20 protein-coding genes are annotated in these 23,085 nt (G+C 57.7%); 19 read left to right on the forward strand and 1 reads right to left on the reverse strand.

What is annotated here, in order from left to right; translation table 11 throughout:
* Positions 1-257: 257 nt before the first annotated feature.
* The 5 genes from AC6I6H_RS00245 to AC6I6H_RS00265 all read left to right on the forward strand — a co-directional run bounded on the left by AC6I6H_RS00245 (position 258) and on the right by AC6I6H_RS00265 (position 5,838).
* A complete protein-coding gene (locus tag AC6I6H_RS00245; RefSeq protein WP_497949188.1) occupies positions 258-806 on the forward strand; it encodes an RNA polymerase sigma factor in 549 nt (182 codons plus the stop codon).
* Positions 803-2,005, forward strand: coding sequence for an anti-sigma factor family protein (locus AC6I6H_RS00250; protein WP_497949190.1), 1,203 nt, complete (start codon positions 803-805; stop codon positions 2,003-2,005). The genes AC6I6H_RS00245 and AC6I6H_RS00250 overlap by 4 nt, the downstream gene beginning before the upstream one ends.
* A gap of 220 nt (positions 2,006-2,225) precedes the next feature.
* Positions 2,226-3,212 carry a DNA polymerase III subunit delta gene (gene holA, locus AC6I6H_RS00255; RefSeq protein ID WP_497949192.1) on the forward strand — a complete coding sequence of 329 codons (987 nt, stop codon included), beginning with the start codon at positions 2,226-2,228 and terminating at the stop codon, positions 3,210-3,212.
* A 1,124-nt stretch (positions 3,213-4,336) separates the two neighbouring features.
* Positions 4,337-4,681, forward strand: coding sequence for a hypothetical protein (locus AC6I6H_RS00260; RefSeq protein ID WP_497949194.1), 345 nt, complete (start codon positions 4,337-4,339; stop codon positions 4,679-4,681).
* A 65-nt stretch (positions 4,682-4,746) separates the two neighbouring features.
* Positions 4,747-5,838 (forward strand): hypothetical protein, encoded by a 1,092-nt coding sequence (locus AC6I6H_RS00265; protein WP_497949196.1) that lies wholly within the window; start codon positions 4,747-4,749, stop codon positions 5,836-5,838.
* A gap of 612 nt (positions 5,839-6,450) precedes the next feature.
* On the opposite strand, the gene rpsT is transcribed toward AC6I6H_RS00265, so the two are convergent.
* Positions 6,451-6,723, reverse strand: coding sequence for a 30S ribosomal protein S20 (gene rpsT, locus AC6I6H_RS00270; RefSeq protein ID WP_497949198.1), 273 nt, complete (start codon positions 6,721-6,723; stop codon positions 6,451-6,453).
* A gap of 158 nt (positions 6,724-6,881) precedes the next feature.
* On the opposite strand from rpsT, the gene gpr reads away from it, so the two are divergent.
* From gpr to AC6I6H_RS00340, 14 genes are all read left to right on the forward strand, one after another.
* Positions 6,882-7,886 (forward strand): GPR endopeptidase, encoded by a 1,005-nt coding sequence (gpr, locus tag AC6I6H_RS00275; protein WP_497949200.1) that lies wholly within the window; start codon positions 6,882-6,884, stop codon positions 7,884-7,886.
* Positions 7,887-8,007: 121 nt separating this feature from the next.
* Positions 8,008-8,769 (forward strand): HAD family hydrolase, encoded by a 762-nt coding sequence (locus AC6I6H_RS00280; RefSeq protein ID WP_497949202.1) that lies wholly within the window; start codon positions 8,008-8,010, stop codon positions 8,767-8,769.
* A 193-nt stretch (positions 8,770-8,962) separates the two neighbouring features.
* The gene (locus AC6I6H_RS00285) at positions 8,963-10,252 is read left to right on the forward strand and encodes a stage II sporulation protein P (RefSeq protein WP_497949204.1); all 1,290 of its coding nucleotides are present in this window, start codon (positions 8,963-8,965) and stop codon (positions 10,250-10,252) included.
* On the forward strand, positions 10,249-10,809 hold the full coding sequence (locus AC6I6H_RS00290; protein WP_497949206.1) for a hypothetical protein: 561 nt from the start codon (positions 10,249-10,251) through the stop codon (positions 10,807-10,809). Before AC6I6H_RS00285 ends, AC6I6H_RS00290 begins: the two co-directional genes overlap by 4 nt.
* A 114-nt stretch (positions 10,810-10,923) precedes the next feature.
* A complete protein-coding gene (gene lepA / locus AC6I6H_RS00295; RefSeq protein WP_497949210.1) occupies positions 10,924-12,735 on the forward strand; it encodes a translation elongation factor 4 in 1,812 nt (603 codons plus the stop codon).
* Positions 12,736-12,751: 16 nt separating this feature from the next.
* Positions 12,752-13,912 (forward strand): radical SAM family heme chaperone HemW, encoded by a 1,161-nt coding sequence (hemW, locus tag AC6I6H_RS00300; RefSeq protein ID WP_497949213.1) that lies wholly within the window; start codon positions 12,752-12,754, stop codon positions 13,910-13,912.
* Positions 13,913-13,983: 71 nt separating this feature from the next.
* Positions 13,984-14,457, forward strand: coding sequence for an N-acetyltransferase (locus tag AC6I6H_RS00305; protein WP_497949216.1), 474 nt, complete (start codon positions 13,984-13,986; stop codon positions 14,455-14,457).
* 157 nt (positions 14,458-14,614) lie between these two features.
* A complete protein-coding gene (hrcA, locus tag AC6I6H_RS00310) occupies positions 14,615-15,646 on the forward strand; it encodes a heat-inducible transcriptional repressor HrcA (protein WP_497949218.1) in 1,032 nt (343 codons plus the stop codon).
* A gap of 86 nt (positions 15,647-15,732) precedes the next feature.
* Complete coding sequence (locus tag AC6I6H_RS00315; protein ID WP_497949220.1) at positions 15,733-17,280, forward strand: TCP-1/cpn60 chaperonin family protein; 1,548 nt, start codon at positions 15,733-15,735, stop codon at positions 17,278-17,280.
* Positions 17,281-17,397: 117 nt separating this feature from the next.
* The gene (gene grpE / locus AC6I6H_RS00320; RefSeq protein ID WP_497949222.1) at positions 17,398-18,000 is read left to right on the forward strand and encodes a nucleotide exchange factor GrpE; all 603 of its coding nucleotides are present in this window, start codon (positions 17,398-17,400) and stop codon (positions 17,998-18,000) included.
* A gap of 46 nt (positions 18,001-18,046) precedes the next feature.
* Positions 18,047-19,891 (forward strand): molecular chaperone DnaK, encoded by a 1,845-nt coding sequence (gene dnaK, locus AC6I6H_RS00325; protein WP_497949224.1) that lies wholly within the window; start codon positions 18,047-18,049, stop codon positions 19,889-19,891.
* An 18-nt stretch (positions 19,892-19,909) separates the two neighbouring features.
* Positions 19,910-21,034: a molecular chaperone DnaJ gene (dnaJ, locus tag AC6I6H_RS00330; protein WP_497949226.1), complete on the forward strand. Its 1,125-nt coding sequence runs from the start codon at positions 19,910-19,912 to the stop codon at positions 21,032-21,034.
* A gap of 1,497 nt (positions 21,035-22,531) precedes the next feature.
* Positions 22,532-22,702 carry a YfhD family protein gene (locus AC6I6H_RS00335; RefSeq protein ID WP_497949228.1) on the forward strand — a complete coding sequence of 57 codons (171 nt, stop codon included), beginning with the start codon at positions 22,532-22,534 and terminating at the stop codon, positions 22,700-22,702.
* On the forward strand, positions 22,692-23,063 hold the full coding sequence (locus AC6I6H_RS00340; RefSeq protein ID WP_497949230.1) for a hypothetical protein: 372 nt from the start codon (positions 22,692-22,694) through the stop codon (positions 23,061-23,063). Before AC6I6H_RS00335 ends, AC6I6H_RS00340 begins: the two co-directional genes overlap by 11 nt.
* Positions 23,064-23,085 lie beyond the last annotated feature (22 nt).

A 23,085-nucleotide genomic window follows, 5' to 3' on the forward strand; every position in this document is an offset into this window, starting at 1 on the left:
CTGCCGCCGGCCGGCGGGAAAAAAGCCGTAAGCCGTCCGGGCAGGTGGGACCGCGCCGTGATCCGGTCTGCCGGAAAACGGTCCTTAACGCCATTTTTTGCGGTTTTTTAACCGATACGGAAGGTTCTTCCCATATGCGCGGAGAAGTAAAGCGGGAACGGCGTCCGGCTGTTGCGGCGCCAAATCTTTTTTTTAGAACAAATTGCAACCTTTTGCGCATGTCTTGCGTCTGAGGGATGCAAGAGAGGGGGACCCTTGTGGTAGCGCCTGAAACGATAAAAGCGGCACAAGCGGGCGACCGCGACGCTCTTATCGCTCTTTTGCGGGAAATCGAGACACACGTCTACAAAACGGCATTTTTTATATTAAATAACGAGCAGGACGCAATGGACGCTTCCCAGGAGGCCCTGCTTCGCATTTACCAGAAAATCGGCTCCTACGAGGAGCGGGCCCTGTTCAAGACCTGGGTCGGCCGGATCGTAACGAATGTGTGCATCGACAAGTTTCGAAGAACGAAACCTTCGGTTTCCATAGACGAGCATGAGATGGTGTTTCCATCGGGGCAAATGGTCGAGGATGAGGTAATGGCGGCCTTTGCGGCCAAAGACATCGTCGAAGCGATCGGGAAGCTGCCCGACCAGCACCGGACGGTTGTGGTGCTGCGGTACTTGCAGGATTTCAGTTACGCGGAAATCGCGGAAAGCTTGGGCCTTCCGATCAATACCGTCAAATCCTACCTGTTTCGGGCCAGGCAGCAGCTTCAAACCCTGCTGAAAGATTATCAGAAAGGTGGTGTTCGGGGTTGAGTTGTGCAGAAATGACGGAACTCATGCAGAGGCATTTGGATCATGACTTGTCGGATACGGAGCAGCAGTTCATGGTTTCCCATTTCGACCGCTGCCCTGAATGCTCGGAGCTTTTTGAACGGCTGAAACGGGTTTCGGAGCAATTGGAAGCCCTGCCTGATATAAAACCTCCTTTTAGCATTGTGGATTCGATTCTGCCTCAATTGTTTGCCGACGCGGGCGAAGCGGCTGAGCAGCCGGCGAAGCCGGTTGTCCGGCCAGCGGAAACCGCCGCTCCCGCGCCTGTGTACCGCCGCCGGAAATTCGCCTCGCGGCTCGTTTACGGCGGAACGGCTGCCGCTGCGCTTCTGATCGGCGTGCTTCTGTTCCAAATGGCGGATGATCCGGCCGGACGGCAGGCGGACAACGCCCTGCCGAAGCAGCAGGAAGCCGCGGACGGGGGAGCGGCTTCTCCCTTCTCGGCGCTGGAAGCATCTGAAGCTCCGCAGGAATCGCCGGAATCGGCGCTGAAGAGCGAGACGTCCCAGCTTGCGCCTGTCGGGGAAGTTGAAGGGGGAGCTTTACCGGACCAGGCGAGTCCTTCGGCCGATATAACCCGGAGCCTGCCGGTTCCCCAGGAGACGGCCGGCAGCGGTTCCGGCGCCCCGGAAGCGGCCGATGAACGCGGGACCGAACAGCAGCGGAACGCAGCGGGCTCCGTGCCTGGCGAGCCGCTGACGGTGCAGGACCAATATGGGGCAAGCGGTGAAGACACCAGCTTGTTCTCCGGGTCGGGCAATAAAACAAAGGACAACGCGGCCTTGCCGGGAACCGAGGCGATCTCTTCAATCGCAACCGATACGGGCCCCGCGAGCTCGGGCGTTTTCGCGGAACCGGCGACCGGCGGCTCGGACAACAGCGTGACCTTTACGCCGCCCGGTACAATTGTCGCTCCGGGCGCGGAAACCAACGACAGCACGAAACGCCTGTTGTCGGGCAGCGGGCAGAAGGAAGCCCTGGTCGAGGACGGACAAGTCGTGGTGCGGCGGAATGACGGCACCCTGCTGTTTGCTTCCCCGCTTCGCTGGGAAGCGGAGGACCGGGTCCGGCTGATGGCCTGGATGAACGAATTCCAGGTGTTTTACACGGTGTCCCGGGCGGACGGAACCGTGGCTGAATACATGATCGACCTTGCGCTGAACACGGAGATGAAAAAATAGCCGGCGGCCCGGGCAACGGCGGGCCGGGCGGCATATACTGAGAAACGAAGCAGCCGGTACGGAGCGACGAAGAGCGTCCTGACGCTCCCAACCGCTCAGGTGAAAGTTTCTAGGGCTTTCAACCGGGTGTTTATATAAAGGAACGGCGTGCAGCCCGGACGGGTTGGCGCCGTTTCTTTGTGTTATACTGGAGGGCGATAACAATTGCGAGGTGTTGGACATGGCGGTGGACAGTCCGGTGCAGGTTTGCTACGGAACGGAAACCTTTTTGCGGGAGGAGTATTTGGCTTCTTTGATCGACCGGCTGACCGACCCGGCCTTCAAGGACTTTTCGGTCATCCGCTACGATCTGGCCGAAACCCCGCTGGAAGCGGTGCTGGACGAGGCGCAGACGGCTCCTTTTATGACCGAGCGGAAAGTGGTCATCGCCCGGGGAGCGCTTTTTCTGACCGGCGCGAAGGATACCTCCAAGGCGGAGCATCGGCCGGAGGCACTGCTGGAGTACCTGAAGGCGCCGGCGGAGCACACCGTTCTGCTTTTGACCGTGGATGCCGAAAAGCTGGACGAGCGGAAGAAAGTCGTCAAGGCGCTCAAGGACCATAAGGCGCTGAAGCCGTTCGCGCCGCTGTCCGCGGAGGAGCTGCCGTCCTGGGCGGAACGCCGGGCCGAGCGGCGGGGCGTCCGTTTCGACAAGGACGCGCTGGAGCGGTTTGTGCTCTACACGGGGGGACAATTGCACGCGATGGCCTCGGAGCTGGACAAGCTCATTTTGTATGCGGGGGACGGCAAACGGATCGATGCGGCGACGGTGGAAGCGCTGGTGGTCCGGGGCACGGAGCAGAACGTGTTTATCATGATGGAGGACATCGTGCACAAGCGGATGACGCGTGCGTTCGATATATTGCAGGAGCTGTTCCGGCAAAAGGAGGAGCCGATCAAGCTGGTGATGCTGCTGGCCCGGCAGTTCCGGCTTATTTTGCAGGTCAAGGATATGACGGCCCAAGGCTACTCGCAGCAGCAGATTGCGACCCGGATCGGCTCGCATCCCTATCCCGTGAAGCTGGCGGCGGAGCAGGCGCGCAAATACGGGGCGGACCGGCTGAAGGCGATCCTGACCGACATTGCAGAACTGGACTACAACATCAAAACCGGCCGCACCGACAAAACGCTCGGGCTCGAGCTGCTGCTGCTGAAGCTGGCGCAGTAACGTCCAGGCCGTGCTAGACCGGGGGAGAACCTGGCAGCGCCGCAAAAACGCAAAACGCTAGTTTCCTTGTTTTTGTTGAATTGCCCGAACAAACTTTTGTTTTCATAACGAAACAGCAGCTTGCGAACATACGCAGACGCCCATATGTCTCTAGCCTCGGGATAATGCCGTTTGCGCTAATCTTTTTTTTTCAACAACCTTTCCTCAGTCGAGAGGTTAAGTGGTTCCAGTTGTTAAACGTAGCTTCCTCTTTTTATTGGTCAAGGGACGCCTCGCTAATTTCAGCTAGGTCTTGCCTTGCTAATTCTCTTCTTATTTCTCAGCAGGTATTAAAACTGATTTTCCCGTACAAAAGTGTACTGCTTGGCGTTCGCTTCAGTTTTGGTGCAATAGAGAAAGTTGTGCGAACTTCACGAACTTTGCTAGCAATAAAAGTGGAGTACACCAGTGAAGACAGTCTCCAGTAGCCCTTTCATAACTCTCCTGGCCGTCCACATGAACATGACGTTCTTGCGGTTGGCAATAGCCATTTCTCCATTTTGATAATACATGAATGGAAGTTTCAACTTGCTATTGATCTTCGCGAAATATAAATACCCGGAGTAAGCTCCTCTGCAGGATCCAAGGGAGCCGTAGGACTATAAGCTATTATGGCCTTAGGCTGATCAAAAGCTTACAGGCTAGGCGACTTTCTCGTCATAAAGCATCCTATTAATCAAATTATGAATCGAGTGGAAAATGATTCTAAATTTTCCTGGTTATAAATCAATATAATTACTAACCATACGCTTAGGACCGCATCAATCAAAAGAATTTCACGTTTGGCGATGGGCGTAAGAAAGTTACATCAGGCCGTAATTAACTGGAACAATCTATAAAGAGTGGTTACAAAAATCAACTTTACAGTATAAGGAAAAATATGATATTATAATCCATAATAATGAAAAACATGCCAATATAAGTCTAGAATAATTTTTGGGGTGGTTCGTATAAGAAGAAGATTAATTGTTATTATTATTGTTGTTCTTTCGCTGTCGTTTATCTATTACAAGCTCCCAGTCCCTATTAATAGGAGTTACTCCGCTTGTTCTCTCAACGGAGAAAAAATTAATGTAGTTATTAAAATGAAAGCTTACAGAAGTTTGATTAAACCAACTTCATACAAAGGGAACTTTATTGCTGACGGAGTTGTTTATAAGGCAATTAAAAGGGGGGAAACTGAAAGCTTTATTCAACTCCTCAAGGAAAAAGTAAATGGAGTTCAACATTATCCAGTTTTCTTTCTTGAGAATAAAAGCAAGGAATTGGATACAAGCAAGCTTGTGGTCATTTCATGGGCAAAGAAAAACTTCAGTAGTATTTATTTTGATTTGATATATGAAAATGAGGGAGCATTTTATGCTCCAGCAACTAATGCTTCGGAAGCAAAAAAAATAGAAATAGTAGTGCGTAAACAACTGGGGGATTAATATTACCTTTAGAGGTGAACAAAAAAATAACAACCTTGTTTTAAAAAAAAGGAGAGGTGTACCAAATGAAAAAGAATTTTTTTGTTATTCTAATCGCAGTTCTATGTTTTACTTCTACACTTTCTTCTGCAAGCGCTTCCGAATTTGCTAATGTATCAGAAGACGCGAAACAAGTTCAAATTGATAATTTGTTTGAAGAGCTTAATGAAACAGTAGCCAAACAGAATCTGTATGAATTGATTGCCTCAAAAAAAGAAATACAAAGTTCATTTGCATTGACTAAGGATGCTCTGTATGGAAAAATCATCGAAGAACAGAAAAAAGAACAATCTATTGAAAGCCAGTTAACAAATCTTGGTTTAGAGAAACTCGATCCAAACAAACAAGAAGATTTACAATTTCTGAATGAATTGGCCAATACTCGACTCAAAACTGAAGGGGAAGTTTCCGCGGCGAGTGTCCCCTCCCCTCCTGATTTGGCAGCAGTAGCAAACCTGTTTACGTTATATCGTTATCAAGGTACATATACTTATCAAAATGTTACGTATGATTACGCTTATATTCGGGTAGTGGACAATAAGGGCTATAACGCGTTAGCACGTAATGTGGAAATAAATGCAGCACCACCTAACGCAACACAAACCCTTATACAGAACTTATTACAATCAACTTTTTCTTTTGGATTTAGCCAGTTGTTAGGAAAATTTCCAGGTGGCATAATCTTAGATTGGACATTAAACTCTGCAATTCCGTCTTTGAAAAGCTATGATACTAAGTATATTGCAGGGAATGCTAATGGTTTGTATAGAATTGTAATGAACTCGGTTACATCAATGACATATTATTGGATATACTATGGTAGCTCGTGGAAATTTATGGGTTCAGACTCTAGTTATACTGTAAATAGATTTGATTGGACTGCATTTAACTATAACGGTCAACCAAAAATAGAATATTCAAATGCACCTATTACTTGGTCAGGTGAAACGGGTTATACCTGGTATAAATATATTGAGAACTTCCATGATAATGGTAGATTTAATCAATATTATGAACAAGTTAACAGAATTGGTTCGTTTACAGTTAATAAAAATGGGATACCATTTTACACTTATGCACCGGTGTTCATTGCTTACCCCGGTAATCTTATAAAATGATCGCATGTTACAAAAGTAGTTAAGTATAGATACATTAAGTAACGAGTCGTCGAAATCTTTTTCAACGAGCTGGTGGTTGTATAATAAATACAATCATCAGTTTGTTGTCGTTGATGGTCTTTACAAAATAACTATACTCTTCTTGTTTCTCAGCCAGCCTTACAGCAACTGTTTTTCCTCATTTACCGCTTGGAAGTTCGCTTCAATTTTGGTACCTTCGAGTAAGTAGTGCGAACTTCACGAACTTTCGTTAGCAATAAAAGTGGATTACATCAGTGGAGACCGTCTCCAGTATCCCTTTCATACGCTCTTCTGGCAGTCCGCATAAATATGAAGAATTTGGAAATTTATTAGGGCAATCCGTTGCGTATGACACAAATGATGACTTCTTGGATGATTGTAGCTGTCTCTTCCTCCTCCGGGATAAGTAGCGGTGAAAGTGCGGTCACCCATACGATTGATCACCCGGTTAATAACACTGATATGTGACGAAATGTTGTCCTCTAGGTCCATTGGTAGATGAAGTTGGCCCATGGTTGTTTTAAAAATTGAAAAGGACCGCCCATCTGTCATCGAAGATGACAGATGGGCGGTCCTTTTCTTGCCGGGCAATTAACCCTGTTGGGAAAGAGCGTTCAGCTTTTTCGCCAGGCGGGATTTCTTGCGGTTGGCGGTGTTTTTATGGATCAAGCCTTTCGAAACGGCTTTGTCGAGCTTCTTGGTCGCCTGTACAAGAGTCTCTTTGGCGGTGTCCACGTTTCCGTTGCCGGCAGCAGTCTCAAAAGTCTTGATTGCCGTACGCAGAGCGGACTTTTGGGAAGCGTTGCGCAGACGGCGAGCTTCGTTCGTTTTCACGCGTTTGATAGCGGATTTAATGTTCGGCATTCACATTCACCTCCTACTCGAAAAACCATACCATTCCAAATGGATCACAACTCCAAACATTCTAGCACGCCGCATATGAAAATGCAAGAGCCGGCCGGGAATAACCTGATCCTCATTCCCGCACAATAAAACCACCGAAACGAGGGAGGAACAGGCTGATGACAAACGAAGAACCGCTCTACGCGGGAAGCACCGACTTAGCGCTGGAGGCCACAGAGCTGGCCTCCCGCCGGCAGGGGGGCGGAACCGTTTCCGGGGTGAATCAAATAACCGTGGACCGGGACGGCATCAAGGTAACCCACCTGGATGTCGAGACGGAGGAGGCGTCACGCGCCATCGGGAAGCTGCAAGGACATTACGTCACCCTGGAGGTGCCCGGCCTCCGCTCCAAGGATTCGGCGCTGCAGGACCGCGTGGCGACGCGGTTTGCCGGCGAATTCGCCGCCTTTTTGCAGCGGGTGGGTATAGGGCCGGACGACCGCGTTCTCATTGTCGGCCTCGGCAACGGCCGGGTCACCGCGGACGCGCTCGGGCCGCTTGCGGTCGATAACGTGATGGTTACCCGCCACTATTTCGAGCTGATGCCGGGACAGGTCCGCCCGGGTTACCGGGAAGTAAGCGCGGTGGCGCCGGGCGTGCTGGGCACGACGGGAATCGAAAGCAGCGAGATCGTACAGGCGATCGTCGAGCGGACGCAGCCCGACCTTGTGATCGCCGTCGACGCCTTGGCTTCGCGTTCGCTGGACCGCGTCAACACGACGATCCAGATTGCGGACACGGGCATTCACCCGGGCTCGGGCATCGGCAACAAGCGCCGGGGGCTGACGGAGCCGATTCTCGGCATCCCCGTCATCGCCATCGGCGTGCCGACGGTCGTGTACGCGTCCACCATCGTGGACAGCAGCATCGACCTGATGGTGGAGCATTTCCGGAAAGAAACGAAGGGCACCGTCTCCATTCTCGGTCTGCTGGAAAAGCTGGAAGACGGCGAGCGGCTTCAGCTGGTGCGGGAGGTCCTCAGCCCGATCGGACAGGACCTTCTGGTCACGCCGAAGGAGATCGACCAGTTCATCGAAGACATTGCCAACATCATCGCGAGCGGCCTGAACGCGGCCCTGCACGAAGCGGTCGATTCGGGAAATGTGGCGGCTTATACCCACTGACGGAGACAGGGGAGGGGGCCGGGCCGGGGCCCCTTCCTTTTCTTTTGCCTCCTGTTTTGATATAGTCAGTTATACCAACAAGCAAGCAAAGCAGGCTGCCACGGGAAGAAAGGTGAACGCGATGAAACCGCAGCATATTCTGTTTGATATGGACGATACCCTGATTCACTGCAACATTTACTTCGATCTCGTGATCGACCAGTTCGCCGACCAGCTGCTGACCTGGTTTTCGGCTTACGCCCTCACGGCGGAAAAGATCAAGGACAAGCAGTTCGAAATCGATACGATGGGGGTCAATGTGCTCGGTTTTACCGAGGATCATTTTCCGGAATCATTTGTTCAGACCTACCGCCATTTTTGCGAAATGACCGGCCGCAAGCGGGATGAAGCGGAGGAAAACGCGCTCCGCGAGCTTGGAAAGTCGGTTTACAGCCGGGAGATCGAGCCGTATCCGGACATGGCGGAGACGCTCGGCCGATTGCGGGAAATGGGACATACGCTGTATTTGTATACCGGCGGCGTGGAATCCATTCAAAAGCGCAAGGTCGAAGCGTTCAAGCTGGAGGAATTTTTCGGCGACCGCATTTTCATCCGGCAGCACAAGACAACCGACACCTTGCGGACGATATTGGAAGAAGGAAAATTCGACCTCGCCCGCACCTGGATGGTCGGCAATTCGATGCGGACCGACATCATCCCCGCGCTGGAAACGGGCATCAAGGCGGTGTACGTGCCGGCGATCCGGGAGTGGGAGTACAATATGGTCGAGCTGGCCGTAAAGCCGCAGGGCGCTTATTTCACCGTTCCCGCCCTGAAGGAAGTCCCCGGTCTGGTCTCTTCCTATCTTGCCGGCCGGGGGCCGGGCCGCGCGATGGACATGTAGACGAGCTTTTATGGAATATGGAATCGAATATCGGCGGGAAAGCCAGGCTTTTCCCGTCCGGCTGCCGGGACGCCCGCCAAGGGACGTCCCGGTTTCATTTTGTCCGCAAGGTTCTATTTGAGTTGCGAGATTCATAGAGTCTACTAAACAGAGCCAAGCTCTTAACCGCATCCCGCGATCGGAGGAGTAGACGATGAAATGGACCCCGCTTATTCTCGACCTCAGTAAAATCCGCAAAGCCGTACAGCATTCGGCCGCAGCGCTTCGCATGTTTGGAACGCTGGCGCTCGGAACCCTGCTCGTGTTCGTCCTTTTGGGACTGGCCGGGTATGCCAACGAAAAGCTCGACCGGGCCCCTTTGTCCCCTGTCAAGGGATGGGCGGCTTCGATCTCCAATTCCTTTTTCCTCGACGCCATGAGTCTGGAAATGCCGCATCTCAAGGGAGAAACGCAAGGCTTCTCCTTCTCGGACGCGAATATCGTAAACCTGGCCTTCCGGCTGCTGACCGATATCAACCTCAAAGACCCGCGGACGTTTCTGGCCCGGGAGGTGCCCGGGCTGAGCGCTGAAAAAACGGTGCTGCTGCACAAATCGGGTGCGTTCGGCGACAGCGGAGGACCGGAGGATTACACGCCGGCCGATCCCGGACGGCAGCCGGAGAAAAACCCCGCTGCGCCGGCGGTTCCCTACGCCTCCCCCGGCCCCGAGGCGGGAGAAGGGGCTTCGGGAGACACCGCCACGCCGGCTCCCACGGAGCCGCCCTCGGACGGAACGGAGACGGGCACGGGCGGAGAGCTTCCGACGGCGGTTATGATTTATCATTCTCATAACCGGGAATCGTTCCTTCCCGAGCTGAAGGGCGTGACCGACCCGGATCAGGCCTACGACGGCCGGACCAACGTGACGCTTGTCGGACGGCGGCTTGCAGAGCAGCTGGAAAAGCGGGGAGTCGGGGCCATCGACTACGGCACGGACTATCAGGCGGTCGAGAAGGATTTTAACTACGCTTATTCCTACAAGTATTCCAACAAAACGGTCAAGGAGGCGTTTGCGGTTTATCCCGAGATCGAATTCGTATTCGACATTCACCGCGATTCGCTCAAACGGGATAAAACGACGACCGTGATCGGCGGGAAGGCCTACGCCCAGGTGTATTTCATTATCGGCCAGCGCAACCCGGACTGGAAAAAGAACGAATCGTTCGCCGCCGGCATTCACCAGCTGCTGGAAAAGCGGCTGCCCGGCCTGTCGCGCGGGGTATGGGGAAAATCGCCGCATGAAGGAAACGCCGAGTACAACCAGTCGCTTTCCCCCAACAGCGTGCTGATCGAAATCGGCGGCCCCTATAATTCTTTGGAGGAATGCTACCGCACGGCGGATGTGCTGGCGGAGGCGGTGGCTGAGCTGTACCATGGCGCACATGGAGCGAAGAAGGCGGACGCCCCGGCCGCGCCTGCGCCGAAGAAAGGAGCGGCCTCGTGAGACGCGCCGTTTCCCGGCTCGTCTGGGTTCTCCTGCTGATCGGCATCGGCTCGGCAATCGGGCTTCGCCAGGCGGAGCATCGGCTCGACCGGGGCGGCGCCGCCCCGGGAATCTCCGCCGCCGCGCCATGGCTCCGGTCCGAAGACGGGCCAAGCAAGGAACCGCCCTCCTGGGCCGAGATCGGAGACGACTGGGACGCGGCCACCCTGCCGGAGGGAGGGCTCTCTTCGGATCGGGAGGCGGCGGAATCCCAGGGAGCCGGGGGCGCACAGCAGGCTCCCGAAGCGGAGGCGGAACGGGAACGGCGCAATGGGGAGCAAGCCGGAGAAACTCCGGAGGCTGGTCCGCAGGACGGCGATGAGGATCGCGCTGCCGCTGCCGGAAACGCTAACGGAACGCGGCTTGCGGACGCGGAGCGGGGGAAGGCCGCCTCCCCGGCCGGAACGGGCGAATCCTTCCTCAATCGCGTCGGAAACAAGCTAGGCGAGCTGCTGGGCAGGCTCGCCACCTCCATCGTGGACGGACTCGCCGGGCTTTTCGACCGCCTAATCCGTTAAAAAGGCCTGCTTTGGCGGCCGCGGAAGGCAGAGTTCCGCCCGCCATCCGTTGATGCCGCTTCTCCGAACTGCTATACTTATTCTTATTGCGAACTTTCGGAGGCTCAAAGCTTAATGGATATCCGGCAACGACAAACCAAAATCAGAAACTTTTCCATTATCGCGCACATCGACCACGGCAAATCGACGCTGGCCGACCGCATTCTGGAGTATACCGGCGCCCTTTCGTCCCGCGAGATGCAGGAACAGGTCCTCGACCAGATGGACCTGGAGCGCGAGCGCGGCATCACGATCAAGCTGCAGGCCGTCCGGCTGAACTACAAAGCCGACGACGGGGAGGAGTATATCCTCAACCTGATCGACACGCCCGGACACGTAGACTTTACGTACGAGGTGTCCCGCAGCCTGGCGGCGTGCGAAGGCGCGCTGCTGGTCGTTGACGCGGCGCAGGGCATTGAAGCCCAGACGCTGGCGAACGTATACCTTGCGCTCGACAACAACCTGGAGATTTTGCCGGTCATCAACAAAATCGACCTGCCCAGCGCCGATCCCGAGCGGGTCAAGACGGAGATCGAGGATGTCATCGGCCTCGACGCCGGCGAAGCGGTGCTGGCTTCGGCCAAGGCGGGCATCGGCATCAAGGAAATTCTCGAGCAGGTGGTCACGAAGGTGCCGGCCCCGACCGGCGACCCGGACAACCCGCTGAAGGCGCTGATTTTCGATTCGCACTATGATCCCTACAAAGGCGTTATCGTTTACGTGCGGGTTATCGACGGTGCGATCCGGCCCGGCTCGAAGATCAAGTTCATGGCGACGGACAAAACGTTCGAGGTCATCGAAGTCGGCGCGTTCAAGCCCCGCATGACCATCGTCGACGAGCTTGCGGTCGGCGACGTCGGTTTTGTCGTCGCATCGATCAAGAACGTAAAGGATACCCGGGTGGGCGATACGATCACTGACGCTCAGCGTCCGGCGGCCGAGCCGCTGCCCGGCTACCGGCGGATCAACCCGATGGTGTTCTGCGGACTGTACCCGATCGAATCGTCGGACTACAACGACCTGCGCGACGCGCTGGAGAAGCTGGAGCTGAACGACGCCTCGCTGCGCTACGAGCCGGAGACGTCCTCCGCGCTCGGCTTCGGCTTCCGCTGCGGCTTTCTCGGACTGCTGCACATGGAGATCATCCAGGAGCGCATTGAGCGGGAGTTCAACATTCCGCTTATCACCACCGCGCCGAGCGTTATCTACAAGGTGCAGCTGACCAACGGGGAACTGATCGAGATCGACAACCCGTCGCTATACCCGGAGGTCGGCCGCATCGAGCACGTGGAGGAGCCGTACGTGAAGGCGGCGATCATCGTCCCGAACGATTTCGTCGGCACCATCATGGAGCTCTGCCAGGGCAAGCGCGGCGAATTCGTCAACATGGAATACCTGGACACGAACCGCGTCACGCTGACATACGAAATGCCGCTGTCCGAAATCGTCTACGACTTTTTCGACCAATTGAAGTCGGGCACGAAGGGGTATGCGTCGTTTGACTATGAAGTGTCGGGCTACAAAACGTCCAATCTGGTCAAAATGGACATTCTGCTGAACGGCGAGCAGGTGGACGCCCTGTCGTTCATCGTACACCGCGACCGCGCCTACAACCGCGGCAAAATCATTTGCGAAAAGCTGCGCCAGCTCATCCCGCGGCAAATGTTCGAGGTGCCGATCCAGGCGGCCGTCGGAACGAAAATCGTCGCCCGGGAGACGGTCAAGGCGCTGCGCAAGAACGTCCTCGCCAAGTGCTACGGCGGCGACATTTCGCGGAAACGGAAGCTCCTGGAGAAGCAAAAGGAAGGCAAAAAACGCATGAAGCAGGTCGGCAGCGTGGAGGTTCCGCAGGAAGCCTTCATGGCCGTTCTGAAAATCGACGAATAAAGGAGGCGGCGGACCCATGGCCTGGCCCGGACAAGCGCCGGAATCCGTCTACATTCACATCCCGTTTTGCACGAACAAGTGCCACTACTGCGATTTCAACTCCTACGTGCTGAAGGGACAGCCGGTCATGGATTACATCGACGCCTTGGAGCGCGAAATGGAGCGCACCGTCAAGGGCTTACCGCCGGGCGGGATCAAAACCGTGTTTGTCGGCGGCGGCACCCCGACGGTGCTGACGCCGGAGCAGATGGCCGTTTTCCTCCGGCTCGTGAATACCTACTTCCCGAAACGGGCGGAAGGGTTTGAATTCACGATGGAGGCGAACCCCGGCACCACCGACCCGGAAAAGCTGGCGGCGATGAAGGAAGGCGGCGTCAACCGCGTGAGCTTCGGAGCGCAGTCGTTCAACGCGGCGCTTCTTGAGCGGATCGGCCGCATCCACAACCCGGACGACGTGATCCAGAGCCTGGAGAACGCCCGCCGGGCCGGCTTCGCCAACCTGTCCATCGATCTGATGTTCGGGCTTCCGGAGCAGACGCTCCCGGTGCTGGAAGCGACGCTCGACACCGCCCTTTCGCTCGACCTTCAGCACTATTCGATCTACGGGCTCAAGGTGGAGGAGAACACGCTGTTCCACTCCTTATATATGAAAGACAAGCTCCCGCTGCCCGCCGAGGAAGACGAGGTCGCGATGTTTGGCCTCATCATGAAGCGGCTTACGGATGCGGGATACCGGCAGTATGAAATCAGCAATTTCGCCCGGCCCGGCTTCGAAAGCAAGCACAACAGCGCGTATTGGGAAAACCGGAGCTATTACGGCATCGGGGCGGGGGCCCACGGCTATGCGCACGGGGAACGCCACGTAAACATCAAAGGCGTGAATCCCTACATCGAGGCCGCCAAAGAGCGGCTTCCGCGGCTGTCCGCGGAGCGCGTCGAACGCGGGGAAGCGATGGAGGATTTCATGATGGTCGGCCTGCGGATGCTGCGCGGGGTAAGAGACGCAGATTTTCAGGCGCAATTCGGCGAATCGTTCCGGACGAGATTTTCCCGGCCGCTCGCCAAGCTGGAGAAGCTCGGCCTGATCGAGCCGACGGAGGACGGCTACCGCCTCTCTTCCAAAGGACTCTACCTCGGCAATGAAGTGTTTGCGGAATTTGTCGGCGTGGAAGTTTAAAAAAGTATTGTTTCATTATTCGGTTTCCTGTATATTTATTCGTATACTTGAAAGCGGATGGGTGAAGGCATATGGCTTCTACGGGAACGATTGTTTGCAGACAAGCGACGGAGCGCGACATCAACGCGCTGGCCGATATCATTGCGGGGTATGCGGAGCAGGGCATCATGCTGCCGCGCTCGCGTGAAATGCTTAAATATACGATCGATACGTTTGTGGTCGCCGAAGCGGACGGCCTTTTGATCGGCTGCGGCTCCTTGTGCAAGCTGGGGCAGGACCTGGTCGAAATCCGTTCGCTCGGCATCACGGACGGCTACAAGGGACTCGGCATCGGCCGGAAGCTGGTCGAGAAGCTGGTGGAGCAAGCCCGCGAGCAGGGCATTCCCAAGATTATGGCGCTGACATACCAGGACGCTTTTTTTCAAAAGGTCGGCTTTTCCGTCGTCTCCAAAGAAATCTTCCCCGAGAAGGTATGGAAGGACTGCGTGCATTGCAAAAAGCAGGCCTGCTGCGACGAAATCGCCGTTCTCAAGCGGCTGGATTGACTTGACAACCGCCCTTTACGGGTGGTATTTTTGTATTGTTGATTAGCACTCTTAACCAGTGAGTGCTAACGCATGAGAGGCCGGACGCGGGATACCGCCCGGCCGCTTCCGCTGCACCTTGAAGGCGCAGGCCAAAACGCGAATGGGGGGAACCGGGTTGTTAACCGAACGTCAAAAAATGATTTTGAATGCCATCATCGATGATTACATCAGCACGGCGGAGCCGGTCGGTTCCCGCAGCATCTCCAAGCGGGGCGACATCAAATTCAGCCCGGCGACCATCCGCAACGAAATGGCCGATCTGGAAGAGCTGGGCTATCTGGAGCAGCCCCACACTTCCGCCGGAAGGGTGCCGTCCAACAAAGGCTACCGCTATTATGTGGATCATTTACTTCGTTACGAGGCGCTTTCCGCGCATGACATGACCGTGCTGAAGTCGTTTTTCGCCGAGCGGATGTCGCAGATGGAGCAGGTCATCCAGCAGGTGGCCTCGATTCTCTCGGGTCTTACCAACTACACCTCGATCGTGCTCGGGCCGGAGGTGTTCAGCACCACCCTCAAGCACCTTCAGGTCGTTCCGCTGAACGAGCGTTCGGCGGTGGCGATCATCGTAACCAATACCGGGCAGGTCGAGAACCGGCCGGTGGACATTCCCGAAGGCATTCCGGTCCAGGAAATCGAACGGTTTGTCCAGGTGCTGAACGCGAAATTGCGCGACGTGCCCCTGTTCCAGCTTCGCTCCCGCTTGTATTCGGAAATCGGAGCGGAAATGGGCCGTTATGTGGACCGCTGCGAGGAGCTAGTGCAGGCGCTGGAGGGGGCGTTCGTCGGCCCCGCCGGCGACGAGGACCGGATTTTCCTGAGCGGCATGACGAATATGCTGACGCAGCCGGAATTCAAGGATGTGGAGAAAGTGAAGCACATTCTCGATTTGCTCGGCCAGACCCCGGCGCTTGTCCGGATGATTTCCTCTCTTCCGCAGGGCATCCAGGTGCGGATCGGCACCGAAAACAAGCTGGACGCCATCAACGATTGCAGCTTGATCACCGCGACTTATTCGGTGGACGGGCGGAGCATCGGCACGATCGGCATCCTTGGCCCGAAACGGATGGAATATGCCAAGGTGATGGGGATTCTCGATCATTTTTCGAAGAACCTGCCGGTTTTGCTGAACCGCTGGTACGCCTGAACCGGGCAGGGCGGGCAGCCGCCCGCCTGGCGGATTGAACCGAAGCAGCAAACGGCGCATGACGCAAAGGAAAGGACTCGAAGCCAATGGAACCGACAACCCAGAGCGGAGCCCGCGAGCCGGACGAACGGCACGCCGCCCTCCTCAGCAACGCGGCCGCCGTTCGCGCGGTATGCTCGGCCGTGGAAGGAACCCTTGGCCCCAAAGGGCTGGATACCATGCTGGTAGGCAGCGACGGCGACGTGCTGATCACCAATGACGGGGTGACCATTCTGGATAAAATGGAGGTCACTCACCCCGCCGGCCGTCTGCTTGTCCAGGTCGCCCGCTCGCAGCAGGCGCAGGTCGGCGACGGCACGACGACCGCCACCGTGCTGGCCGGCGCCATGGTCGCCGAGGGCGCGGCGCTGGTCGTCAAGGGCGTTCCGGTGGCAAAGGTCGTCGCCGGCATCGAGGAAGGGGCTCGCCTGGCTGGGGAATACCTGGCCGCAAGCGCCGTTCCCCTTGCCGGGACGGACGACCCGATGCTGGAACGCATCGCTTACATAGCGGGCCGCGAGCACGCGGACATCGCCCGGCTGATTCTGGAAGCGGCGCATCTGCTTGGCCCGGAGCGGCTGAAGGATGAGCGCTTCCGGCTGGCCGACGCGATCCTCCCGCTCGCCAAAGGCAAAAGCGAGGTCGTGCCCGGCCTGCTGTTCGGCGTTTCGCCCGCCGGTTACTTCGAGCGTGAAGAAGCGGCGGGCGGCGGCGTGCTCGTCCTGATGGACGCGCTGGAGCCCGAGCGTCCCACCGAGGAGGCGCTCGCCACCGAGGCCGGCTACCGCGAATACACCGCCGCGCGCGAGCGGTTCCGCGGCGAGCTCGCCCGGCTCGCGGAGCTCGGCGTCGGCCTGATCGCCGCCGACCGCGGCGTGGACGCCGAAGCCGAGCAGTTTTGCGCCGACCGCGGCATCATGGTGCTGCCGCGGCTGCCGCGCCGCGACCTTGCGCGCCTGCGCGACTACACCGGCGCGCAGCCCGTGCGCCGCGCGGCGCTCGCGAAGCCGGCGGCCGAGCTCGCCGCCGCGCTTGGGCGCGGCCGCGCCGCGTACGACGCCGCGCTCGGCCGCGTGCGCGTCACGGCCGGCGGCGGCCGCCCGGCGGTCGCCATCGCCGTCGCGGCGAGCACGCGCGAGCTGGCCGGCGAGCGGTCGCGCATCGCCGCCGACGCCGCCTCGGCGGTGCAGGCCGCCGTGCGCGGCGGCTACGTCGCCGGCGGGGGCGCCGCCGAACTGGCGGCCGCCCGCGAGCTGGACCGGCGGCGCGAGACGGTGAAGGGCCTCGAAGGCTTCGGCATCGCCGCCGTCGCCGAGGCCCTGCGCCGCCCGCTCGCCCAGATCGCCGTCAACGCGGGCTTCAACCCGCTGGAGAAGCTCGAGGAAGCGAAAGCGGCGCAGGCCGTGAGCGGCAGCGCTTCGGTCGGCCTCGACTGCGACACGGGCGAGCTGGCCGACATGCTGGAGCGCCGCGTCGTCGACCCCTTGACCGTAAAGCTTCATGCCGTGCAGGCCGCGGGAGAGGTCGCCGCCGCCGTGCTGCGCATCCGCACGGTCATCCGCATGCGGACGGGCGGCGGCGGGGAAAATGGGTAAGCACTCTTTTGCCCGTTCTTCTGAAACCGGAGCCGCTGCGAAACGTATCACCCGAGAATAAAAGCTGGGCGCACAAACGGCCCTTTTCCCGTACCTTGTTAAGGAGGTGAACCATACGTGAAACAGAACGACAACACGGAAAACGCACGCGAAGAGCAAGCAGAAACAGCAAGCGCCGCCGGAACCCCGGAAGCGGCAGCCGCCGACACGACGAAGGCGGAGCAAGCGGAAGCGCAGGCAGGGGAAACCGCAGGCGAAACGGACGCGCAAGCGGCCGAAATCGAACGGTTGACCCGCGAGCTTCAAGAGGTGCAGGAGCGCGGTCTCCGCGCGCAGGCCGATTTTGACAATTTCCGCCGCCGGACGCGCCAGGAAAAAGAAGAGTTTGCCAAATACGCGTCGTCCAAAGTGCTGGAAAGCCTGCTGCCGATCATCGACAACTTCGAGCGCGCGCTGCAATCCAGCCGCGATACCAAAGATTTCGATTCCCTGATCAAGGGCCTCGATATGATTTTCCGCCAGCTGGACCAGGTGATGGAGCAGCAAGGACTCAAACGGATGGAAACGGTCGGCCAGCCCTTCAACCCCGAATTCCATCAGGCCATCATGCAGGTCGAGTCCGACGAGCATGAAGAAGGCATCGTCGTGGAGGAAGTGATGACCGGCTACATGCTGGGCGACCGGGTGCTTCGCCCGGCCATGGTAAAAGTCAGTTCCTGACGGCAAAGATAGAAGAAGGCTAACCCAATGAGGAGGAAATAAGGAAATGAGCAAAGTCATCGGCATCGACCTGGGCACTACCAACTCGTGCGTCGCCGTTATGGAAGGCGGCGAAGCGGTCGTCATTCCGAACCCGGAAGGCAACCGGACGACGCCCTCGGTTGTCGGCTTCAAAAAAGACGGGGAGCGCATCGTCGGCGAAAGCGCCAAGCGCCAGGCGATCACGAACCCGGACCGCACCATCATCTCGATCAAACGCCACATGGGCACGAACCACAAGGAAACGATCGGCGACAAGCAGTACACCCCGCCGGAAATTTCGGCAATGATTCTCCAGAAGCTGAAATCCGACGCCGAGGCGTATCTCGGCGCGACCGTCAGCCAGGCGGTCATTACGGTTCCGGCTTACTTTAACGACAGCCAGCGCCAGGCTACCAAAGACGCCGGAAAAATCGCCGGTCTGGAAGTATTGCGGATCGTCAACGAACCGACGGCCGCCGCGCTGGCGTACGGTCTGGACCAAGACAAGGAAGAAACGATCCTCGTGTTTGACCTTGGCGGCGGCACGTTCGACGTTTCCATTCTCGAGCTCGACAGCGGCACGTTTGAAGTGCGCGCGACAAGCGGCGACAACCACCTGGGCGGCGACGACTTCGACCAGAAGATCATCGACCACCTCGTAACCGAATTCCGCAAAGAGCACGGCATCGACCTGAGCAAAGACAAAGCCGCCGTGCAGCGGCTGAAGGATGCGGCGGAAAAAGCGAAAAAAGAACTGTCGGGCGTCTTGACCTCGACCATTTCGCTGCCGTTCATCACGATGGTCGACGGCGTTCCGCAGCACTTGGAAACGACGCTGACCCGCGCCAAATTCGAAGAAATTACTGCCGATCTGGTGGAGCGCACCCTCGGCCCGGCCCGTCAAGCGCTGTCCGACGCCGGTCTGTCCGCAAGCGAAATCGACAAAGTGGTTCTTGTCGGCGGCTCGACCCGGATTCCGGCCGTGCAGGACGCCGTCAAAAAGCTGATCGGCAAAGATCCGCACAAAGGCGTCAACCCGGACGAAGTGGTTGCCCTTGGCGCCGCCATCCAGGCGGGCGTTCTGACGGGCGACGTCAAGGACGTCCTGCTGCTGGACGTTACTCCGCTGTCGCTCGGCATTGAAACGGCCGGCGGCGTGTTTACGAAGATGATCGAGCGGAACACGACGATCCCGACCAGCAAATCCCAGGTGTTCAGCACCTACGCCGATAACCAGACGAGCGTGGAAATCCACGTTCTGCAAGGGGAACGCCAAATGGCGTCCGGCAACAAAACGCTCGGCAAGTTCATGCTCGGCGACATTCCGCCGGCTCCGCGCGGCGTGCCGCAGATCGAAGTCACCTTCAACATCGACTCGAACGGCATCGTGAACGTCTCCGCCATGGACAAAGGCACCGGCAAGAGCCAGAACATCACGATCACCTCTTCGAGCGGCCTGTCCGATGAAGAAGTGGAGCGCATGATGAAGGACGCCGAAGCCCACGCCGAAGAAGACCGCAAGCGCAAGGAAGAAGTGGAGGTCCGCAACTCCGCCGACCAACTCGTCTACACCGTCGACAAGACGATCAAGGACCTGGGCGACAAGGTGGACCAAGCGGAAATCGACAAAGCCGAAGCGGCCAAGGAAACGCTGAAAAAGGCGCTGGAAGGCACCGATACGGAAGCGATCAAAAAAGCCTCCGACGAGCTGACCGAAGTCGTGCAGCAGCTTTCCGTGAAGCTGTATGAGCAGGCGGCGCAGGCCCAGCAGGGAGCCCCGGGAGCCGAAGGCGCGCCGGAAGGCGGAAAAGCCAAAGACAACGTGGTCGACGCGGACTACACGGTCGTGGACGAAGACGAGAAGAAATAACCGGGATGTGGTGAGGTTTTGAGCAAGCGCGATTACTACGAAGTGTTGGGCGTCGAAAAAGGCGCGTCCGCGGAAGAAATCAAAAAAGCATACCGGAAGCTTGCCCGGCAGTACCACCCCGACGTGAACAAAGCGCCGGACGCCGAAAGCAAGTTCAAGGAAATCAACGGCGCGTACGAGGTGCTGAGCGACGACCAGAAGCGGGCGAACTACGACCGCTACGGCCACGCTGATCCGACCCAGGGCATGGGCGGCGGAGGCGGAATGGGCGGCATGGACTTCGGCGGCTTCGGCGATATCTTCGATATGTTTTTCGGGGGCGGCGGACAGCGCCGCAACCCGAACGCGCCGCAGCGCGGAAACGACCTGCAGTATACGCTGACCGTTGAATTCAAGGAAGCGGTATTCGGGAAGGAAACGGAGATTAACATCCCCCGTACCGAAACGTGCGCGACCTGTCACGGCAACGGCGCCAAGCCGGGCACGAAGCCGGAAACCTGCTCGGTCTGCAAAGGCAGCGGCCAGCAGGAAGTGATCCAGAACACCGCCTTCGGACGGATCGTCAACCGCCGGGTTTGTCAGAACTGCAACGGCCAGGGCCAGATCATCAAAGAAAAATGCGGCACCTGCCACGGCTCCGGCAAAGTCCGGACGCAGCGCAAGATCCAGGTCAAGGTGCCTGCCGGGGTGGACGACGGCGCGCAGCTGCGCGTGACCGGGGAAGGCGAAGCCGGCACTAAAGGCGGGCCTCCGGGCGACCTTTACATTGTGATCCGGGTCAAGCCGCACGATTTCTTCGAGCGGGAAGGCGACGACATTTACTGCGAGGTTCCGATCACCTTCGCCCAGGCGGCCCTCGGGGACGAGATCGAGATACCGACGCTGACCGAAAAGGTCAAGCTGAAGATTCCGGCCGGCACCCAGACCGATACGTATTTCCGGCTGAAGGGCAAGGGCGTGCCGCGCATCCGCGGTTACGGCCAGGGCGACCAGCACGTCAAAGTGGTCGTGGTGACGCCCACCAGCCTGAACGAGCAGCAGAAGGACCTGCTCCGCGAGTTCGCGTCGCTGAGCGGCGAACAGACCCACGAGCAGTCCCGCAATATTTTTGAACGCATGAAAAAAGCGTTTCTGGGCGACTAACCGCCGGGGATCACAGCCTCTGCTTCCTGGGCGGCTCCCCGCTCCCGGGCCCGAAAGGCGTGTGGCTCACGAGTCCCCGAAACGGCGTGTGACGCATGATTTCCCGAAAGGCGTAACGGCGTGAGTCCCCGAAAGGCGTATGACGCACGAGTTCGACTTATAAGTTTTCGAAGAGGTCATGTGACGCACGAGTCTCAAAAAGGCGTGAAACTCCACGAGTCCCAAAAGGCGCGTGACGGCACGAGCTCCCGAAAAGGCGTGTGTATGAGTTCCCGAAGAGGTCATGTGACGCACGAGTCCCAAAAGGCGCATGACGGCACGAGCTCCCGAAAAGGGCGCGTGACTCAACTGGCCCGAAAGTGGCTGTTTCACTTGGCTCGAAAAACAAGCATCACCGGGCATCCGGCTTCGCGCTTCATTTGCGCGGGCCGGATGCTTTTTTGTCATTGTAGAGAGACAGCTTTGGTAGTGCTCAGCCGAAGCTTTTTCTGCCCTCTGATTTTAGCGGGCGAGGCGAGAAATTCTAACGGTTGCCACAGCGCTTATTGGCGCGAAAAAGGCTCTTTTTAAATTCTTACGGTTGCCACAGCGCTTAATGAGAGAAATAAGGGCACAAATAAGCCGAAAAGAGGGAAATAAGCTCCGTGGCAACCGTTACATTTTCCGGAGCCTCTTTTTCGGGCAAATAGCCCCTGTGGCAACCGTTAGAATTTCCGGTTCCTCTTTTTCGGAGCGTTTTTGCGCTGCGCAGCCCGGATTCTCGGACGGTTATTGGCAGTTACGCACGATCCAGCTCGGCCTAAGCGATTAGTACAATTAGTAAATCCGCCGTCCGACGCCGTTTACCCGGGGATCCGGTGCGCCGTGACCGCAACCTCCCTTTTTTCCACCGCGGGGGCGGGCGTGTGTTCCATTGGGACCTCGTCCTACACCGGCTCGAACGCCTTTTCCAAACGGGCGGGGGTGGACGGGATTTGCGCCATCAGGGCCAATCCGGGGTTCGCTGTCTTTCCAAACCGCGGGGGCGGGCGTGTGTTCCATCGGGGCCTCGTCCTACACCGGCTCGAACGCCTTTTCCAAACGGGCAGGGGTGGACGGGGCTTACGCCATCAGGGCCACTCCGGTCCTCGTCTTTCCAAACCATGGGGGCAGACGTGCGTTTGCACCATCAGGGCCTAGTCGTGCCTTGGCTCGAACGCCTTTCCAAACCACGGGGACGGCGGGAGTCTGCGCCAAAAGGAACTCGGGGGTCCTCGTCTTGCCAAACCACGTGGCAGACGTGCGTTTGCACTATCGGCGCCTAGTCGTGCCCTGGCTCCAACGCCTTTCCCAATCGCAGAAGCGGACGTGCGTTTGCACCATCAGGGCCTACGAATGGCTCCACGCCATGCTTGCATAACCCGGAAAAAGCACAACGCCGTCGTTTCGCCATCCGCGCATAGCGCTCCAGGCCGGGGATATACTAGGCAAAACAGGGTTGCCAAAGGAGGGAGTGCAGTGCCAGACAGCAACATGCACGATTTGCGCCGGGACGACAAGCTGCCGGTGGCTCATGCCATCGACGTGGAATATTCCGATGAGCTTGCGGACGCCGAGGATGTGGAAGCGGCCAAACGGGCCGATGCGGCCGACCGGCGGGCGGAAGGAGGACCCGGCGATGCCCGATAAAACGATCCTCGCTTACTTCAAGACCCGAGACGAAGCCGAATCTGCGGCAGCCAAGCTGCATATGCTGCGGGCCGTCGACGTGTCCATCGACGAATTCGGCCGGTATCCCGGAGGGGGCTCGACCATGAGTCCCTCCTGGCAGGAGAAAAGCGCAAACGGCCTGGCGGGTCTGACGCTCAATGCGGCCCCGACCTCAAGGGACTCCGGCATCCTGATGGCGGCCGATCCCGTCGCCAGCGGCCTCAGCAACGGACGAAACGATAGCGTAACCGGCCGGAACTACGTGCTGGCGGCCGTGGTGCCCGAAGAAGCGCATCATCAGTCGATGAACGTTGTGGAAGAGGCCGGCGGGTACTTCTGACGGCCGGCCATCCGAATAAACG

Source organism: Gorillibacterium sp. sgz306347, from assembly GCF_059735245.1.

Bases quoted from the DNA above. Each gene is read 5' to 3' on its own strand.
- AC6I6H_RS00285 (WP_497949204.1), top strand. From the start codon at position 8,963: ATGAAATGGACCCCGCTTATTCTCGACCTCAGTAAAATCCGCAAAGCC.
- gpr (WP_497949200.1), top strand. From the start codon at position 6,882: ATGACAAACGAAGAACCGCTCTACGCGGGAAGCACCGACTTAGCGCTG.
- AC6I6H_RS00340 (WP_497949230.1), top strand. From the start codon at position 22,692: ATGCCCGATAAAACGATCCTCGCTTACTTCAAGACCCGAGACGAAGCC.
- AC6I6H_RS00265 (WP_497949196.1), top strand. From the start codon at position 4,747: ATGAAAAAGAATTTTTTTGTTATTCTAATCGCAGTTCTATGTTTTACT.
- AC6I6H_RS00260 (WP_497949194.1), top strand. From the start codon at position 4,337: ATGAAAGCTTACAGAAGTTTGATTAAACCAACTTCATACAAAGGGAAC.
- AC6I6H_RS00305 (WP_497949216.1), top strand. From the start codon at position 13,984: ATGGCTTCTACGGGAACGATTGTTTGCAGACAAGCGACGGAGCGCGAC.
- hemW (WP_497949213.1), top strand. From the start codon at position 12,752: ATGGCCTGGCCCGGACAAGCGCCGGAATCCGTCTACATTCACATCCCG.
- lepA (WP_497949210.1), top strand. From the start codon at position 10,924: ATGGATATCCGGCAACGACAAACCAAAATCAGAAACTTTTCCATTATC.
- rpsT (WP_497949198.1), bottom strand. From the start codon at position 6,723: ATGCCGAACATTAAATCCGCTATCAAACGCGTGAAAACGAACGAAGCT.
- dnaK (WP_497949224.1), top strand. From the start codon at position 18,047: ATGAGCAAAGTCATCGGCATCGACCTGGGCACTACCAACTCGTGCGTC.
- AC6I6H_RS00315 (WP_497949220.1), top strand. From the start codon at position 15,733: ATGGAACCGACAACCCAGAGCGGAGCCCGCGAGCCGGACGAACGGCAC.
- AC6I6H_RS00280 (WP_497949202.1), top strand. From the start codon at position 8,008: ATGAAACCGCAGCATATTCTGTTTGATATGGACGATACCCTGATTCAC.
- holA (WP_497949192.1), top strand. From the start codon at position 2,226: ATGGCGGTGGACAGTCCGGTGCAGGTTTGCTACGGAACGGAAACCTTT.